This window comes from Nocardia sp. NPDC049707, assembly GCF_040674855.1.
In the GTDB taxonomy this organism is placed as follows: Bacteria; Actinomycetota; Actinomycetes; order Mycobacteriales; family Mycobacteriaceae; genus Nocardia.
Map to the genome: position 1 here is coordinate 116820 of NZ_JBFANN010000007.1, position 16474 is coordinate 133293.

Sequence of the window (16474 nt, forward strand, 5' to 3'; positions counted from 1 at the left end):
GTAACCGCTGGGCCGGAGGTAACTGCTGGCGATCAGCGTGCGCTGGTCGCTGCGGGCCACGCCGACAGGGCGCAGTCGATGGATTGAGTGAGTTCGGTGTGCGAAACGCCGTCGCGGGCCTGAATCGACAGGCCGTACAGGACGGTGGTGTAGAAGCCGGCGAGGGCGGCGGTATCGGTGTCCGCGGGCAGATCGCCTTCCACGACACCACGATCCAGGCGTTTGCGGATGTCTTCGGTTGTCTCGCGGCGCTTTTCGACCAGGAAGTCGCGGATGGTTTCGCTGCGGGTGGTGTAGGTCGAGCCCGCCAACACGACCATGCAGCCATGCGGTTTGTCCGCGTGGGTATAGGCAGCGGCGTTGTCGCGCAGCATCGCTTCGATGCTGGCGCGTGCGGTGGGTTCCTCGCGCAGGGCGCGGGCGGTGTAGCCGCCTTCGGTCTCGCCGTACAGGCCGACCGCCGCGCGGAACAAATCCTCCTTACCGCCGAACGCGGCGTACAGGCTCGGTGAGTTGATACCCATCGCCGCGGTGAGATCGCTCATCGACGAGCCCTCGTAGCCGTGCTCCCAGAACACCTCCATGGCGCGACGCAGCGCGACCTCGCGGTCGAATGCGCGTGGTCGTCCACGTTCGGCCATGGCCCGATCCTTTCTGTGTCGATCGTTAAATATACCCCTTGACGCCGTTGTCGCCCATGCGCTTAGCTATTTATGTACTGATCGACACAGAATTTGGAGGAGTTGCGATGTCGGATCTGACGGGCAAAGTGGCGCTGGTCACCGGAGGCAGCCGTGGGATCGGAGCGGCGATCGTCCGGCACCTGGCCGCCGCGGGCGCGGATGTGGCGCTGACCTATCAGCACAACGAAGTGCTGGCGAAATCGGTGGTCGCCGAGGCGGAAGCATTGGGGCGGCGCGCGATCGCTATCCAAGCGGACAGCGCCGACGCGGACGCGGTTATCGCAGCGGTGCATCGGGCCGCGGCCGAACTCGGCAGGCTCGACGTGCTGGTCAATAACGCGGGCATCTTCCCGGCCAAGCCGTTCGAGGAGTTCGCCGTCGACGAGATCGACCGCGCGCTCAATATCCACGCGCGCGCGGCGTTCGTCGGTGCGCAGGCTGCGGTCGGGCATATGACCGAGGGTGGGCGGATCATCAGTATCGGCAGCAACCTGTCCGAGCGCGCCGCATTCGGCGGACTCGCCCTGTACAACCTGAGCAAATCCGCACTCAACGGGTTCACGAAAGCCCTTGCTCGCGAACTCGGTCCACGCAATATCACGGTCAACCTGGTGCAGCCCGGCTCCACCGACACCGATATGAACCCGGCCGACGGCGACCACGCCGCCCACCAAATCGACCTGACTGCCCTCGGCCGCTTCGGCACCACCGACGACATCGCCGCCACCGTAACCTTCCTCGCCGGCCCCTCCGGCCGCAGCATCACCGGCGCGACCTTCACTGTCGACGGCGGCACCAACGCCTGATTCCGCCGCCGCTCGATCCGCGGCGCGCGACCGTTGTCGGCGCTGACGCTGGGTGAGATATCTCCTCGCAGATCCAGGGCGAGCCGCTGCCGGGCCCGATTACCGGGCGAAGTAGCGGCGGGGGGAGACACCGACGGTGCGGCGGAAGGCGGCGACGTGCGCCGCACGGGGCCGCTGGCCGCCGCGGCCGGACTCTCGGACTTCCGCGTCTTCTCCGGCCTCGAGCTCTCGGATCGCCTACCGGGTAGAGCATTTCGAGCGCGGCCACGTCGCCGATCAGCTCCACGATGACCTGGCGTTGCGCCGCGGCAACGAGTGCGGTGGCCACCGGACCGGGCGTTCCGTCGAGGGCATGCCGATTCGGCCCGCGATGCAGGCGATCGGCAGGCCTTCGGCCGGTAGCGGAAGAGGGGCGGCGAGGCGGGCAGGGTTCGCCACTGGCCGAAGGAGATTCGGCGAGGACCAAGTGGGCCTGGGTGTCCGGGCTCGTGGCGGCGTCGACGGCGAATTCGGCAAGGGCGGAGGGGTCGGCGGGATTGCGGGTCAGGGCGTCGGCGATCTGTTCGGCTCGGGCATCCACCGGTCGAAGTAGTCCGCAGGGTCGAGTCCGTTGATCGAGGTCCAACGGGGTGACTCGACCGGTACTATCGAATCTTCCTGTGCCGCTTGGAAATATCCCTGGATCTCCAGAGTCAGGCGCGGGTTCTCGTCCACGCGGCGGGCCATGTCGTAGTACACCGCGAGGACGTGCACGCAGCGGGCGGTGCGGGCCGAACAGGAGCAGTCCGTTCCAGCCGGGTTGGGTGCCGGGCTGATGCTGGCGCTGACCAGTGCCCGGTGCATCTCATCAGTGAGAACTGTTGTATCCGGGATGATTTCGCTGATTGTCGTGATGGTCGAGCGGGGTAGCGGCGCGACTTCGAGGTGGGTTACCGAGGCCTGCCCACCGCGGTGGATGGCGGCGCGCACGATGCGGCCTTCGACGGTCGCTTGCACGCCATTATTGCGGGCAATGCTGCGGGCACGGGGGAGTAGCGGGTCGGGTCGGGTCTGGCGCAGGGGTTCGGCGAGCCGGACCCAGTCCATACCCCATGCCGTGTACCCGAATTCGTTATCCGCCATCAGTTCTCCCTCTTGCGGCGCAGGATATCGATGAGCTGGTCGTCATCGAGGCGGGCCAGAGCGGCGATGCCCGCCGAATCGTCGAGGTCCGCGAGGGCGGATTTGCGGTCGTGCATGCCCGCGATATGCTCCTCGACGGTGGTGCCCGAGGTCAGGGTGGTGATGGTGACCGTGCGGGTCTGGCCGATGCGGTGCACTCGGTCGGACGCCTGGGCTTCCACCGCCGGATTCCACCACCGGTCGAAGTGGATGACATCGGCGGCGCGCGTCAGGGTGAGTCCCGTGCCCGCGGCGCGCAGACTCAGGATCAAGACGGGCGGACCGTTCTCGGTTTGGAAGCCCGAAACGATCTCGGCGCGCTCGGCCTGATTCAGGCCACCGTGGAAGAACGGCGCCCGCACGCCGAACTGTTCGTGCAGATGGCGGACCAGCAGGTCGCCGGTGGCGCGGTACTGGGTGAATATCAGTGTCGGAGCAGCGGTTTCGAGATTGTTGGCCACGATGTCTGTGCACAGGTCCAGCTTTCCGGACCGACCCGCCAATTCGCCGAGCTCACCGGTGATCAGTCCCGGATGGTTGCAGACCTGTTTGAGGGCGGTCAGCGCGGCGAGTACCCGGCTCTGCCGTTGCGCGCCATGGCCGAAGCCGTCATCGATCGCCTTGTCGAGCAGTTGGTCGTAGAGCCGCTCCTGTTCGCTGGTCAGATCGCAGAGCAGATCGCTGTGGATCTTGGCAGGCAGCGATGCGGCGACCTGAGCCTTCTTGCGCGCCAACAGTACCGGTTCGAGCGCATCCCGCAGCCGGGCCGCCGCGGTTGTCGAACCCTCGTGAATCGGCCGGACGAAGCGACGCCGGAACTGCGTGCGATGCCCGAACAGTCGCGGCGCCACCAGATTGAGCAGCGCCCACAGTTCGTCGAGATGGTTCTCCACCGGCGTACCCGTCAGCGCGACCTTCGCCTGTGCCGGCAAGGCTCGCGCCGCCTTGGATACCTGGGTACGTGGATTCTTCAATGCCTGCGCTTCATCGAAAACGACTGTCGCCCAGGATCGGTCGGCCAATACATCGCCGTGCAACCGCAACATCGGATACCCGGTCACCACAACGGTCCCGGCCGCATCCGTGACCTCACCCCCGCGCCACACCACCGCCCGCAGCCCCGGCGCGAACCGCGAGATCTCATGTGCCCAGTTCCCGACCAACGACGTCGGACAAACCACCAGCTGCGCTCCATCTCCGGCTCGCCCGTGCAGAAACCCAATGGTCTGCACCGTCTTCCCGAGCCCCATCTCATCGGCCAATAGCGCCCCACCGTGCGCCGAGACGGTCTCATGCAACCAGCCAACGCCGCGCACCTGATACGGCCGCAGCTCCGCCTTCAGTCCCGTCCGCAATTCCGCGCCGAAACACCGGGTTTCACGCAACACTCGCGCCGCGCGCTCGGCGGACACGATCGCCGTCCCAGCGGCGTCGGGGATCGCGTGCGCCGCGATCGGCAGCGACACTGCATCGTCGAGGCCGCTTTTCGGCTCGCACCGCGCCTGTGTGCGGAGCTTCGCCGGGCCGTCCGCCTGGCCGGTCACGGCGGCATCCGCGCGAGATGTGTTGTGGGTATCGCGCGGCTCGACTCCGTCCAGCAGCACCGCGCGCCAAGCATGGACGGACGGGCCCGCGTCACCGAGGTCGAGATGCAACAGTTCGTCCGGATCGACGAGTGCGCAATCGACATCGGCGACCTCGATCGCGCCGCGCGGACCCGTAGGTACGGCTAAAGAAAGCGTTTCCTGATTGCCGTCGGGCGCGCGGCCGGGCGCGGAGCCGGTCCAAGTCCACAGCGCGAACATGTGGCGCTCGGGTCGATAGGTGGCCTGTGTGGTGGGCAGAGTGGTCCCCTAGATCGTCGTATGGTGTACGGAGTATTATAACAACGTACGGCGTACTGGATTAATTCCGAGAGGGCCATGTGACCGACCAGGCGAAAGAGTTGATGAGCCTGCTATGGCGACATGCTCTGCCGCCGCGATCCGGCGGGCGCGGGCCGAAGCAGATGGTGAGCGTCGATGCGGTCATCGCAGCTGCGATCGCCCTCGCCGATCGGGACGGGTACGAGAAGGTATCGATCCGTGCGGTTGCCGCCGAACTGGGGCTGCGCCCGATGAGCCTCTATACCTATGTGCCGAGCAAGGAAGCTTTGACCGTGCTGATGGTCGATGCGGTCGCGCTGCAGGACGTGCCCATCCCGACCGATTTTGCGGTCCGTGACCGTATGGCCGCGATCGCCGAGCAGGTCCGTGCGGAACTGATCGCGCATCCGTGGCTGCTCGAGGTGCCACCATGGCGGCTGGTGCTCGGTCCGGGCCGGATGCGCCGCTATGAACGTCAGCTGGCCGCGATCGAGGGGATCGGGTTATCGGATCTGGCTATGGATCGGGTGATCGCGGTGCTGTCGGAATTCGCGACCGGCAATGCGCGGATGGCGATTTCCGGAATTCGCAGCATCGCGGAGTTGACCGACGCGCAGTGGTGGGAGCAGCACGGCCCGCTGCTGACCGAGGTCATGTCGGTCGAGGAGTTCCCGATCGCCGCGCGGGTCGGTGCGGCGGTAGGCGAACGCTATCAAGCGCCGTCGGACCCGCAGGGTGCCTTCGCCTTCGGGCTCGCCAAACTGCTGGACGGCATCCTCGCCGATCTCGGCACCGCGTGAGCGAGCGCCAGCGAGCGAACAGTGGACAAGGCCGAGCATCGCTCGGTCATGCCGGAGCCGAGCGCCGGCGAGTGACCAGCAGCACAGTGCGGAAATGCCGACAGCGGGCGACTCGAAAGTCGCCCGCTGTCGTCTATCAGCGATGTTCTATTGTTCGATGCTGTTGTGTCGGGACGCGAGGATCGGTCAGAGCTCGGGAGCCGATTCCGTATCGATCACGGCTTCGAGCTCACGCAAGCGATCCACGTGTTCATTCGCGTGGTGCTGGCAGAAGAGCAACTCGCCACCTGCGGGCAATACGGCACGAACTCGTGCGGCAGCACCGCAGCGGTCGCAACGATCGACCGCGGTCAGTGGGGTGCTTGTCAGGGTTCCTGGCATGACTCCTCCGTCCTGGCTCCCGGCACTACAGTCCGTTCACCTGGTGTGGGGCCCGTGGTCACTCCGCGGGCTCGCTACCGCTACTTCCCAGCAGGGGTATGACTACTCTGTCAGACGTTCGGGACGGGGGCTTTGTTCCCGGAAGTGATTCAGTGTGTTTTCGGTAACACGACCTGGGATTTCGCTACTGGCGAACATCACTGGTTATGTATTCGAACTCCACTCGACCACGATCACGAACAGGCCTATCCAGTTGTCTACCGGGAGATTACCCGTGAACTACGACACTCACACGCTTGTTCACATTTGCACGCTCGCCGAATGGCTGACCGCGCGGCGGACCGGCGAGTACCGCCCGGAGTCGTTCGAGGAGATCGGATTCATTCATCTGTCCACGCCGCAGCAGGCGCATCTGCCCGCCAATCGACTGTTCGCCGGACGGCGTGACATGGTGCTGCTGCGCGTCGATCCGGCCCGCGTCGGTGCGCCGGTGAAATGGGAACCGGGTGTGCCCACCGATCCCGAGTCGATGCTGTTCCCACATCTGTACGGTCCGCTGCCGGTCGGCGCGGTCATCGCCGTGATCGAGTATCAGCCCGGCCAGGACGGCACCTTCGCCGCGCTCGATCCGAACTTTCCGGAGTCGTGATCTACCGGTCCCTGGCCTCGCGCGCCACGATGGCGGCCTGAACCCGGGACCGCACACCGAGTTTGGTGAGTACCCGTGAGACATGTGTCTTGACCGTCGTCTCGCCGATGAACAGCCGCGCGGCAATCTGCGCATTGGACAGACCGTCACCGAGACAGTCGAGCACCTCGCGTTCGCGTTCGGTCAGCTCGGCCAGTCCGTCCGGTGCGGGCGCGCTGGGTGCGCCATCGGTCGCGGCGAACGCATTGATCACCGCGGCGGTCACCTCGGGCGCGAGCACCCCGTCACCGGCGGCGACCGCGCGCACCGCATTGACAATTGCCTGTCCCGACGCGGATTTCAGCACGAAGCCGGCCGCACCGGCGCGCAGCGTCCGGAAGACGTACTCGTCCAGATCGAAGGTCGTCAGAATGAGCACCCTGGCCAGGCCGTCGTGGGTGATGCGGCCGGTGGCGGTGATACCATCGACGCCCGGCATGCGTACATCCATCAGCACCACATCCGGGCGCAGTGCCTTGGCCTGCGTCACCGCGATATCGCCGTCGGCGGCCTCGCCGACTACCTCGATCCCCGCTGCCGTCTCCAGGATCATCCGCAGTCCGGCCCGGATCGCGCCGTGATCGTCGGCGATCAGTACCCGGATCATGACACCTCCGTCGTCGAGATCGGCAGCCGCGCAAGGACTTCCCAGCCGGCGGGACCGGGCCCGGCGGTGAAGGTGCCGCCGAGCGCCACGGCCCGCTCCCGCATATTCGTCAGACCGCTGTGGCGCTCCTCGTCGTTCGGGCGATTGTGCACCGCCACGGTGGGATTGCGCACCGAGAGAACCAAATCCGTTGTCTCCGTCCGCACGTCGATATCGACCTCCTGTCCCGGTGCGTGTTTCATGGCATTCGTCAATGCTTCCTGGACGATTCGGTAGGCGGCCTGGTCGACGGCGCTCGGCAGCGAAGTCTTGTTCAGTGAATTCCGCACCCGCACGGTGATTCCGGCCGCGCGGGCCGCATCGACGAGAATCGGCAGCTGGGCCAGTTTGCGCGGCGCGGCCACATCGTCCTCGGCGCCATCGTCGCGGCGCAGCAGACCGATCATGGTGCGCATCTCCTGCAGTGCGCTGACACTATTGGACCGGATCGACGAAATGATACCGGCGACAGTGGGATCGGTGTCCTGCCGGGCGAGCACCCCCAGCGCCGCTTCGGACTGGATGGCGATGGCCGACAGATGTCCGGCGATCACATCGTGCAGATCGCGTGCCATCATCTTGCGTTCATCGGCGATGGCCGCGCGCCGATCCAATTCGGCGACCAACGTCATCGCCTGTGCGCGTTTGCGCTCGGCCTCGGCGATCTCCTTGTGCCCACGTACCGTCAGTGCCCACCACAGCGGGGTCGCGACGAACGCGAACAGCGCGGCAATGGTGATCACCGCGACCCGCCAGTCGCCGAGCACCAGCGCGAGGACGGTCAGTGTGGCCGAGATCACCCCGCACGCCACGACCAGGACACGCGAGCGTGCACCCTTGGCATACAGCACGCCCGCATAGATCAGATCCGAATAGATGAGCCAGACCGGCACTGTCGGACCCAGCGCGAAATCGATGGCGAATGGAATCAGCCCGATGCCGAGCGCCGATATCGGCAGGCGACGCCGCAGGAACGTCGCCACGCAGATCAGCGCGAGCACCCCGAACCGCACCGGCAGCGACGGGTGGCGACTCAGGTCACTGGCCAACTCGAACAGGCCGGTCGGATAGAGCGCGACGCCGATCGCGAACGCGAAGGCGGCGACCAGCGCGTCCTGCGCTGTCGCCGACAAAGCTTCCCACTGCCGCCGCATCGACCCATCACAGCACACGTCCCGCGTCCCCGGGTCCGCCGAAGGAATGAGTTCCGGTCGATCCGATGACCGACGGGCTCGGACCCGGCCGCTGCGGAGCGGTGCGATCGCGGGCCTGTGGGGTGGTCAGCCCGTTTCGGCGGTCAGGTGGCTCTGGTACCACAGCGCCGTGGTCGCGATATCGGCTTCGGTCAGCGGAAGGTAGGTGCCGTCGTCGTGCCAGCCGAGCGCCTGAATCGTCACGCGCAAGTCCTGTCGGAAGCAGATCGGATCGCGAATATGCCAGCGGTACATGCCGAACCGCTGCTGCGGCTGGTAGATCTCATCGGGCGGCAGGACCTGATGCAGGCCCAGATAGGGTGTGGAATACGTGCGGTAAGCGCCGTCGAGATCGAAATTCCATGCACCACCGAAGTAGTCCTCGGTGCCGGTACCGCACAGGGTCGGATGGGTGGTGTCGCCGTCGAGGTAGAACTTCAGCTCGCCTTCGCCCCACCAGCCCGGCGCACCGGGCCGAATCGCCAGGTAGGTGCCGACATATCGGCCGGGACCCGGTACCGCGTCGAGAATCGTGTGCACGGCGGGCGCGCCGAGTGGCGTGCTGTGGCGTCGTAGCGCGTGCAGATATCCGGCGGGGTCGGGGACATCCTCCTCGGTATAGGTGAATTGGTAGTAGACCGGTACCGCACGGTCACTGCCGTTGTGCAGTGTGATCCTGGCGTGCTCACGAAAAGGCATGGGCCAGAAGCTGTTCAGACCACCGGCGGGCGCGACGACCACCATCTCGGACTGCACCAGGGCCAGTTCGTCCCAGCCGTTGCAGAAGAAATCGCCGAGTGGCAGGTCGATCGATGGCTCGGGTTCGTCGTCCCAGTGGATACGCAGTGTGAGCAGCCGCAGCACGGTGCGTTCGGTGGTGAGCCAGCAGTGGCGCAGCACACCGGGGCCGGAAATATTTGCGAGCGTCACGGTTGCGCCCGCACCGAGGTGTATGGACGGGGAGACTTTCCAGCCGGGGCCGAGCCGCCGCGCCGCATATGCGCCGGTGCCCTCGATCGCGCGCGCCCCCGCACCCGGGGAGCCGGTCGGATTCTCCGCGCTGACCGAGCGGGTCCGCGCGGCGTCGAGCCGCCAGAGTTCCGATGCCGACCCTGGGACGGTCACAGTCCCGGCCAACCGTATCGGTCGGTGGCGGCGGCGTGGCCTGCGCGCTTCTGATAGGAGACGGTGGTCGGTGGCTGCTCGGGTTCGCCGACCGCGACGGTGGCCGAGAGCTGCGCGAGCTCGCGCCGGAATTGGTCCATATCCAGCCAGAGGATCTGCTGTACCAAATCTTCCATCGTCTCGGCGGGCAGGGCACCGGCCTCCGAATAGACCAGCAAGCCCTCGCGGAACGCCATGAGCGTCGGGTAGGCCGAGACCCCAGCCATTTCGGTCAGCTGTTTCTCCGCATCGATATCCACTGTGCCGTAGACGATTTCGGGGTGTAGATCCGCGGATTCCGCGAAGACCTCGGCGAATCGGCGCGACGGTTCACACCACTGCGCACCCCAATCGATCAGCACGATGTAGCTGTTCGCGACGGTCGCATCGAAATTATTTCGGGTCACGGTCATTGTCGGCATCGAGGTCCTCGCGATCACTGTCCTTTACGCAACCCTGCATCCTCGCATAGGCGGCGGCTTCACGGGAGATGAGCCGATCGGTGTTGTTCCGCGCTCGAGTACTGCGGCGGCACCGAATTCCCGGTTCAGTTCGGCGTTTCGGTCGTCGCCCTGGTGTCTACACCATAGAGAATGGCCGGACGCAGGGCCCTTCTGGCGGCATCGGCGGGCAACAGGCCACGGGCCGATCCCGGATACCGGGAGTGCGTCGAGCGTCGCACCCTCGGACGCGGCGAGGAGTTCGCGGATGATCGCGTGGCACTCCGCCAACCAGATGCGCTCGGCATCGTGTTCGACCCAACCCGGTCGCGGCGTCGAAACACCATGCGTCCGTTCGGATCTACCGACAACAGTGCCGTCCGTATAGACCAGCTTGGAAATGGCGGTCCCGATATCGACGCCGAGAAATGCGCTCGTCATCGGGTGAACTCGTCGACGGTGATATCCAGGAGGTCGCAGGCGGCCCGGACCGTGGCCCGATGGTCGCCAGGGACGGCGTGAATATGGTTGGCGCCGAAGCGGGACAGGAAGTCGTCGGCATACGCGTCCAACCGGGCGAAGGCATGTGGCCATTCCCAGGTGGACTGTTTCATCAGCGATTCATTGGTCGCCTGGTCATAGGTTTCGAAATCGCCCAACATCAACTGCATTCGATAGTCGCCGTCCTTACGGCTGAGGCGCGCCAGGGTCATGCGGCCGGGCGCGGCCAGATGGTGCACCGACGCACCACCCGCTGGGAAGAAGAACACCTCCGGATAGAGATGCACGTTGGCGAGATTCTCGGTCGGCTCGTCGCTGCGGGCGGCGAACCAGGTGGCATGCTGGCCGGAGTTGCACAGATCCCAGATATCGCGGTCGGCGTGATAGTGCCGGACATCGGCGAAAAGCACAGGGGTGTCGGCGATCTGCTGCAGCAGCCGCATGGTGAGTGCGCCGTCCATGTCCGCTTCGGTCGCACATACGTGGGGTTGTTTGGGGCCATTCCAATCGTAGGGGTCATTGAGGAACGCCTCGGTGATATCCATGGTGGCGAAATACTGAGTGAGTTCGGGCTGACCCTTGATACCCGAGAAGTCCAGCCGCCATTCGTCGATCAACTCGCGCACAGCCAGATACGAGCGAATCTGGCGTTCCAGCAATTCTGGAGTGAGTTTCACGCCGTCGTAGTGCACACCGGCGGTATTGCGTTCCAACCACTCTCGTGCGCCCTTCGCTTCACCGGCATCGGCCAGCTCGGCGCGGCGGACGATCTCCCACTGGTCGATCTCCTCGACATCGATGCCGAACAGGCGCTGCCACTGATCGGTATTCGCGACGGCCGTATTCATTCCCATCGGCCGACCGCCGAAGCGTCCGAAAGTGCTGCCGCGCAAGCGCGATACGGCGGCGGCCGCGGTCGCCCGACGACCGATCGCCCCGATCAGCTCGGTATCGGCCGAATCGCCCCACAGCCGAGTGTGCGCGCGGCCGATCTGATCCAGCGCGCCGCCCGCGGCCAGCATGCCGACCATGCCCGGTTGCGCCGGATCGATATTGGACAGCAGTAGCAGCGGACCCGGTGTCGCACCCGCGGCCAGCATGGTGAAGTGCGGGAACGCCCAGACCGCGTAGTGCAGGACGGTGAGATCCACACCGGCGGCGGCCACTTCGCGTGCCACCGAGCCGGCCAGCGCATTCGTACTGATCGGCGCCGCGCCGCGGATGACCTCGTGCCCGGCCGCCCGCAACGCGGCGACCAGCCGATCCTCGGCCGACACGATGAACTCCGCGATCCCGGCGTGCACATAATCACGCCCGTCGGACACGCTCATGACCCCGATCCGCGCCATCCCGACCGCCTCCCAACGCGCAGGCCCCCTCCAGGATTATGTATCCGAAGGGGGCCACCGGTGGTCGGCTTCGGGTGAGCGGGTTCGAGGTCGTTATCTGCCGGTGACTCAGGTGTCGACCAATTCGACGGTAATCGCATCGAGTCGCCGGGCGCGGTCCGGATCGAGTCCGTGGCCGCTCAGGCGGGTCGGCTGCGGCGGCGAGGGGTTCGGTCGGCGGATGGTCGATCAGCTCGGTGATGGGGACGATGGCCTTGCACACCGATTGACCGGCGACCAGCGGCCGCGTCTTGGCGAGGATGCGGTGCGCCGTCGGCAGCGGGTCGGTCATAGCGGTGCACACCATTGCGATCGCTCAACGGGGAACGGCCGCGGTGACGGTGTGCGAGGTCGGGAAGGTGAGCGGTGCCAGGTGGACGCCGCCCTGGGCCCAGCCCGCGCTGGTGATCCACCAGCGGTCGTCGTCCCACACGAGTTCGGCGGCGTGGGCGGTGATATGGCCGACCTTACTGCCGATGCGGAACCGGAAGGGGTTATCGCTGCGGAACACATCGGTGCCTACATAACGCGGGCGCGGACCGATGAACAGGTACCACCAGCCGTCGTGGTGCACGACGAACGGTGATTCGGTATTGCCCGCTTCGGTGCCGATGCTCGGGTCGGTGTATGCGATATGGCGCTCACCCCAGTGCACGAGATCGCCGCTGGTGCGATAGGCGACGACGTGGTGTCCGCCGCTCGGCGTGCTGGTTGCGCAGTAGTACATGACCCATTGCTCGCCGATGCGTAAGACCATCGGATCCCTGGCGTCGTAGCCGTCGCGGAACAGCGGTCCGGCCCGGCTGCGGGTCCAGCGGAACAGGTCGGTCGAGGTGGCGAGGTTGATGGTGGCGGCGGTGCGGTCGGTGCCGCCGCCCGCGTAGAACATGTAGTAGCGGCCGTCGGCGGCGATGACATGCGGTGCCCAGAGATGGGTTTCGCCGTAGTCGGGATCAACGGTCAGCGCCGATGATCGCTTGGTCCACGGTCCGTGCAGCCGGTGTGCGGTGGCGTGGGCGAATTCCGTTTCGTCGAAGGGGTCGGCGGGTTCGGGATGGGTGATGCCGAAAAGGTTCCAGCGGCCGGATTCGTCGCGAATCACGGTGTGATCGTTGATGTACCAGGGGTGCGGTTCACCGTCGCTCGGGTTGTAGATCCGCGTGAACGCGGCTGCTTTCACTACCTCGCGCGCTGCCATACAGCTCATGATGACGTGTGCTGACCTCGCCGAGGTCAGGTCTGAGAACTGCCGCACGGATTTCCACATCAACAGTGGTAGTCAGTGACGAGCTTCGCGTAGTCGACGTCGTCGTGCACGCTGGTGACCAATACTGGACCTGCGGCGGTAATTCCGGGGTGAACAGCCTGCATACGGTCAGCAGGATGCGTCGAGCTCGATGCTCCCCGGCAACCGGTGCCGGCAGTGTCCGTGGCCGGGTGTCATGCGACGCTGCGTCGCAGGTAGTCGGCGGTGATGGAATGCCCATGGTCGAGTAGTGCCGAGGGTGGTCCGGTGAAGACGATCTCGCCGCCGTGCTTGCCGCCGTCCGGTCCGAGATCGATTACCCAGTCGGCTCGTTTGACGACATCGAGATCGTGTTCGATAACGATGACCGTATTGCCCACGTCGACCAGCCGGTCCAACAGGGCGATGAGGCCGTCGACATCGGCCATGTGCAGCCCGGTGGTCGGCTCGTCGAGTACATAGATGCCGCCGCTGCGGTGCAGGTGATCGGCGAGTTTGATGCGTTGACGTTCACCGCCGGAGAGTGAACTGAGCGCGCGACCGAGTGTCAGATAGCCGAGACCGACCTCGTTGAGCGCCCGCAGTGGGGTCCGAATCTTGGTGCCCGCATAGCCATTCCAGAATTCGAGTGCCTGCTCCGCGGTCATATCCAACACGTCGGCGATGGATGCTCCGCGCACGGTATAGCCCAGCACTTCCGGACGGTAGCGGCGCCCGTGACAGCTCTGGCAGACGGTGGTGATCGGGTCCATGTACGCGAGATCGGTGAAAATGACACCCGCTCCGCCGCATTCGGCGCATGCGCCCTCGGAATTGAAGCTGAACAACCCCGGTTTGACGCCGTGTTCCTTGGCGAATTCCTGCCGCATCGGGTCCATGATGCCGATGTAGGTGGCGGGGCTGGAGCGCCGGGATGCGGCGATGGCGGACTGGTCCACCGCGATCGCCTGCGGATAGGCGGCTACGAAAGCACCGGATACCAATGTGCTCTTGCCCGAACCCGCCACACCCGTGACCGCGGTGAGCACGCCGGTGGGGAACCGTGCGGTGAGATCCTTGAGGTTGTACGAATCCGCGCCGGTGACCGTGAGCCAGCCGGTCGGGGTGCGGCTCGCGCTCTTGACCGGGCGCACCCGCCGCAACCGCTCACCGGTCGAAGTGCCCGAGGTGCACAACTTTTCGACGGTGCCTTGGAAGACGACCTGACCGCCGTGCCCGCCCGCACCCGGCCCCATATCCACGATGTGGTCGGCGACTGCGATGACATCGGGGGAATGTTCGACCACCAGCACCGTATTGCCCTTGTCGCGCAACTGGATCAGCAACGTGTTCAAACGGCCGATATCGCGCGGATGCATCCCGACGCTGGGTTCGTCGAAGATATAGGTCATCCCGGTGAGGCTGGATCCGAGATGTCGAACGACCTTGAGCCGCTGCGCTTCTCCACCGGAAAGCGTGGTCGTCTCGCGATCCAGCGAAAGATAGCCGAGCCCGACTTCCTCGATCCGGCGCAACCGGGCAATGGCGGCGTCGGCGATCGGCGCGGCAGGCGTCTCATCGAGCTCGCCGAGCACCCCGATGAGTTCGGATACCTCCATACGGCCGTAGTCGGCAATGCCGAATCCGTTGATCCGGCTCGCCAGCGCGGCGGAATTCAACCGTGCGCCACCACATTCCGGACATGGCTGTGTCTGGACGACTGCCATCGCCGCCGCACGATTCTTATCGCTGAGCGCACCGAGGTCGCGTTTGATGTAGAGCCGGTCGAAGCGCTCGAGCAGTCCCTCATAGGCATTGCTGCCCATCGAACCGGTCTTGTTCAGGCGCGGTACCCGGAATCCGTTGCCGCGCAGGAACAGCTGCCACTCATCCTGGGTGAAGTCGCGTAGCGGCCTGTCCGGATCGAAGAGTCCGGACTCCGCGAAGATCTGCCACTGAAAAGTCCCGACTGCGAACGGCGGAAAGTTGATCGCGCCCTCATTGAGCGATTTCGAGGTGTCGAGCAGTTTGTCCAGATCCGGCCGCACCACCTGACCGAGTCCGCCGCACTCCGGGCACATGCCTGATGGGTCGTTGAACGAATAATGGGTCGCCGCACCGGCACTCGGCTCGCCGTGCCGCGAAAAAAGCACCCGAACGATTGACTGTATATCGGTCATGGTGCCGACGGTGGAGCGGGAATTTCCGCCGATGGGTTTCTGGTCGACCACCACCGCGGGCGCCAAATTGTCGATCACATCGGCCTCGGGCCGCTCGTATTTGGGCAGCCGGTTGCGAATGAACCAGGTGAAGGTCTCATTGAGCTGACGCTGGGATTCGACGGCCACTGTGCCGAAGACCACCGACGATTTGCCCGATCCGGATACGCCGGTGAAGACGACGATCTTGCCTTTGGGGATGGCCAGGGAGATATTGCGCAGGTTGTTGGCGCGGGCCCCGATGATCTGGATGGTGTCTCGGTCTGCGTTCACGATCGCCACGGTAGAGCTGAATGAGGTCAGGATCGGTCCGCATTTCGAGCGATACTGGGAGCTGTGACCGAAACCGCCGCCCGCCTGCTGCGACTGCTGTCGTTGCTCCAGACCCGTCGCGAATGGACCGGGCCGGAATTGGCCGACCGCCTCGGCGTGACCGTGCGGACAGTGCGCCGCGATATCGAGCGGCTGCGTGAACTGGAATATCCGGTGCACGCGAGCCTTGGTTCGATCGGCGGCTACCGCCTGGCGGCGGGGACCGCGCTGCCACCGCTGTTGCTCGACGACGACGAGGCGGTCGCGATCACGCTCGGACTGCGCGATGTCGCACTCGGTGCGGTCGAGGGCATCGATGAGTCATCGGCACGCGCGCTGGTCAAACTCCAACAGGTGCTGCCCGACCGGCTGCGCCGCCGCGTCGAGGCGGTGCGGTCGGCGACGCTATCGCTGGGCGGACCTGCCGCCGGACCACTCGTCGACCCCGATACCCTGGTCGTCCTGGCCGCCGCCTGCCGCGACGGCGAACGCATTCGCTTCCGATACCGCGACAAGGGCGATACCGAAACCCGTCGGCTGGCCGAACCGCACAATCTCGTCTCCGCGGGCCGCCGCTGGTACCTTGTCGCCTGGGATATCGATCGCGCCGATTGGCGTACCTTCCGCGTGGACCGCGTCGACGCTCCGCAGCCGATCGGAATACGTAGTACACCAAGGGAATTGCCCACCGAGGACGCTGCCGTCTTCGTCGCCCGAGCGCTGGCCGGGTCTCGCCCCATCCACCGGGTGACCTTCCTCGTGCACGCCTCGGCCCCGGCCCTGGTCGAGAGCTTCCGGGTCCGCCCCGAGGAAATCGAACCCATCGACGACAACACCTGCCTGCTGCGCACCAGCGCCGATTCCTTGGCATGGACCGCCGTCCGAATCGCCCACTTGGGGTTGGAGTTCGAGGTCAGGGATCCGCCGGAGATGGCGGATATGCTGGCCGACCTCGGCCGCAAACTCCTGCGCGCGGCGGGCCGGGCAACAGATGCGTAGCGT

16 protein-coding genes are annotated in these 16474 nt (G+C 65.7%); 4 read left to right on the forward strand and 12 right to left on the reverse strand.

The annotated features are described in order from the left end of the window. Positions 1 to 32 precede the first annotated feature (32 nt). Positions 33 to 641 carry a TetR/AcrR family transcriptional regulator gene (locus tag AB0J29_RS09695; protein ID WP_364782082.1) on the reverse strand — a complete coding sequence of 203 codons (609 nt, stop codon included), beginning with the start codon at positions 639 to 641 and terminating at the stop codon, positions 33 to 35. Between the two features lie 107 nt (positions 642 to 748). Here AB0J29_RS09695 and AB0J29_RS09700 point away from each other — a divergent pair, with 107 nt between their 5' ends. Then, complete coding sequence (locus AB0J29_RS09700) at positions 749 to 1489, forward strand: SDR family oxidoreductase (protein WP_364782085.1); 741 nt, start codon at positions 749 to 751, stop codon at positions 1487 to 1489. Positions 1490 to 2032: 543 nt separating this feature from the next. Here the strand turns inward: AB0J29_RS09700 and AB0J29_RS09705 are convergent. Further along, positions 2033 to 2611 (reverse strand): hypothetical protein, encoded by a 579-nt coding sequence (locus tag AB0J29_RS09705; protein WP_364782088.1) that lies wholly within the window; start codon positions 2609 to 2611, stop codon positions 2033 to 2035. Then, positions 2611 to 4455, reverse strand: coding sequence for a DEAD/DEAH box helicase (locus AB0J29_RS09710; RefSeq protein ID WP_364782091.1), 1845 nt, complete (start codon positions 4453 to 4455; stop codon positions 2611 to 2613). The genes AB0J29_RS09705 and AB0J29_RS09710 overlap by 1 nt, the downstream gene beginning before the upstream one ends. 143 nt (positions 4456 to 4598) lie before the next feature. On the opposite strand from AB0J29_RS09710, the gene AB0J29_RS09715 reads away from it, so the two are divergent. After that, complete coding sequence (locus tag AB0J29_RS09715; RefSeq protein ID WP_364782349.1) at positions 4599 to 5315, forward strand: TetR/AcrR family transcriptional regulator C-terminal domain-containing protein; 717 nt, start codon at positions 4599 to 4601, stop codon at positions 5313 to 5315. A gap of 186 nt (positions 5316 to 5501) precedes the next feature. On the opposite strand, the gene AB0J29_RS09720 is transcribed toward AB0J29_RS09715, so the two are convergent. Beyond that, a complete protein-coding gene (locus AB0J29_RS09720) occupies positions 5502 to 5696 on the reverse strand; it encodes a hypothetical protein (RefSeq protein WP_364494568.1) in 195 nt (64 codons plus the stop codon). A 274-nt stretch (positions 5697 to 5970) separates the two neighbouring features. Here AB0J29_RS09720 and AB0J29_RS09725 point away from each other — a divergent pair, with 274 nt between their 5' ends. Beyond that, positions 5971 to 6345, forward strand: a complete 375-nt coding sequence (locus tag AB0J29_RS09725) for a DUF952 domain-containing protein (RefSeq protein WP_364782094.1) — start codon at positions 5971 to 5973, stop codon at positions 6343 to 6345. Between the two features lies 1 nt (position 6346). On the opposite strand, the gene AB0J29_RS09730 is transcribed toward AB0J29_RS09725, so the two are convergent. The 8 genes from AB0J29_RS09730 to AB0J29_RS09765 form a co-directional block, all read right to left on the reverse strand. Further along, a complete protein-coding gene (locus AB0J29_RS09730; RefSeq protein WP_364782097.1) occupies positions 6347 to 6991 on the reverse strand; it encodes a response regulator transcription factor in 645 nt (214 codons plus the stop codon). Then, on the reverse strand, positions 6988 to 8184 hold the full coding sequence (locus AB0J29_RS09735; protein WP_364782100.1) for a histidine kinase: 1197 nt from the start codon (positions 8182 to 8184) through the stop codon (positions 6988 to 6990). Before AB0J29_RS09735 ends, AB0J29_RS09730 begins: the two co-directional genes overlap by 4 nt. Positions 8185 to 8310: 126 nt before the next feature. Beyond that, the gene (locus AB0J29_RS09740) at positions 8311 to 9348 is read right to left on the reverse strand and encodes a glycoside hydrolase family 172 protein (protein ID WP_364782103.1); all 1038 of its coding nucleotides are present in this window, start codon (positions 9346 to 9348) and stop codon (positions 8311 to 8313) included. After that, complete coding sequence (locus AB0J29_RS09745; RefSeq protein WP_364782106.1) at positions 9345 to 9800, reverse strand: thioredoxin family protein; 456 nt, start codon at positions 9798 to 9800, stop codon at positions 9345 to 9347. Before AB0J29_RS09745 ends, AB0J29_RS09740 begins: the two co-directional genes overlap by 4 nt. A 33-nt stretch (positions 9801 to 9833) precedes the next feature. After that, positions 9834 to 10268: an FGGY family carbohydrate kinase gene (locus AB0J29_RS09750; RefSeq protein WP_364782109.1), complete on the reverse strand. Its 435-nt coding sequence runs from the start codon at positions 10266 to 10268 to the stop codon at positions 9834 to 9836. After that, positions 10265 to 11677: an L-fucose/L-arabinose isomerase family protein gene (locus tag AB0J29_RS09755; RefSeq protein WP_364782112.1), complete on the reverse strand. Its 1413-nt coding sequence runs from the start codon at positions 11675 to 11677 to the stop codon at positions 10265 to 10267. The genes AB0J29_RS09750 and AB0J29_RS09755 overlap by 4 nt, the downstream gene beginning before the upstream one ends. A gap of 355 nt (positions 11678 to 12032) precedes the next feature. After that, positions 12033 to 12914: a glycosyl hydrolase family 32 gene (locus tag AB0J29_RS09760; protein WP_364782115.1), complete on the reverse strand. Its 882-nt coding sequence runs from the start codon at positions 12912 to 12914 to the stop codon at positions 12033 to 12035. A 242-nt stretch (positions 12915 to 13156) separates the two neighbouring features. After that, a complete protein-coding gene (locus AB0J29_RS09765) occupies positions 13157 to 15433 on the reverse strand; it encodes an excinuclease ABC subunit UvrA (RefSeq protein ID WP_364782118.1) in 2277 nt (758 codons plus the stop codon). Positions 15434 to 15496: 63 nt separating this feature from the next. On the opposite strand from AB0J29_RS09765, the gene AB0J29_RS09770 reads away from it, so the two are divergent. Then, entirely contained in the window at positions 15497 to 16471 is a 975-nt protein-coding gene (locus tag AB0J29_RS09770) for a YafY family protein (RefSeq protein WP_364782121.1), read from the forward strand. Positions 16472 to 16474 lie beyond the last annotated feature (3 nt).

Excerpts from the sequence above, each read along its gene's own strand:
- AB0J29_RS09695 (WP_364782082.1), bottom strand. The coding sequence starts at position 641 with ATGGCCGAACGTGGACGACCACGCGCATTCGACCGCGAGGTCGCGCTG.
- AB0J29_RS09700 (WP_364782085.1), top strand. The coding sequence starts at position 749 with ATGTCGGATCTGACGGGCAAAGTGGCGCTGGTCACCGGAGGCAGCCGT.
- AB0J29_RS09705 (WP_364782088.1), bottom strand. The coding sequence starts at position 2,611 with ATGGCGGATAACGAATTCGGGTACACGGCATGGGGTATGGACTGGGTC.
- AB0J29_RS09710 (WP_364782091.1), bottom strand. The coding sequence starts at position 4,455 with ATGTTCGCGCTGTGGACTTGGACCGGCTCCGCGCCCGGCCGCGCGCCC.
- AB0J29_RS09715 (WP_364782349.1), top strand. The coding sequence starts at position 4,599 with ATGAGCCTGCTATGGCGACATGCTCTGCCGCCGCGATCCGGCGGGCGC.
- AB0J29_RS09720 (WP_364494568.1), bottom strand. The coding sequence starts at position 5,696 with ATGCCAGGAACCCTGACAAGCACCCCACTGACCGCGGTCGATCGTTGC.
- AB0J29_RS09730 (WP_364782097.1), bottom strand. The coding sequence starts at position 6,991 with ATGATCCGGGTACTGATCGCCGACGATCACGGCGCGATCCGGGCCGGA.
- AB0J29_RS09735 (WP_364782100.1), bottom strand. The coding sequence starts at position 8,184 with ATGCGGCGGCAGTGGGAAGCTTTGTCGGCGACAGCGCAGGACGCGCTG.
- AB0J29_RS09745 (WP_364782106.1), bottom strand. The coding sequence starts at position 9,800 with ATGACCGTGACCCGAAATAATTTCGATGCGACCGTCGCGAACAGCTAC.
- AB0J29_RS09750 (WP_364782109.1), bottom strand. The coding sequence starts at position 10,268 with ATGACGAGCGCATTTCTCGGCGTCGATATCGGGACCGCCATTTCCAAG.
- AB0J29_RS09755 (WP_364782112.1), bottom strand. The coding sequence starts at position 11,677 with ATGGCGCGGATCGGGGTCATGAGCGTGTCCGACGGGCGTGATTATGTG.
- AB0J29_RS09760 (WP_364782115.1), bottom strand. The coding sequence starts at position 12,914 with ATGGCAGCGCGCGAGGTAGTGAAAGCAGCCGCGTTCACGCGGATCTAC.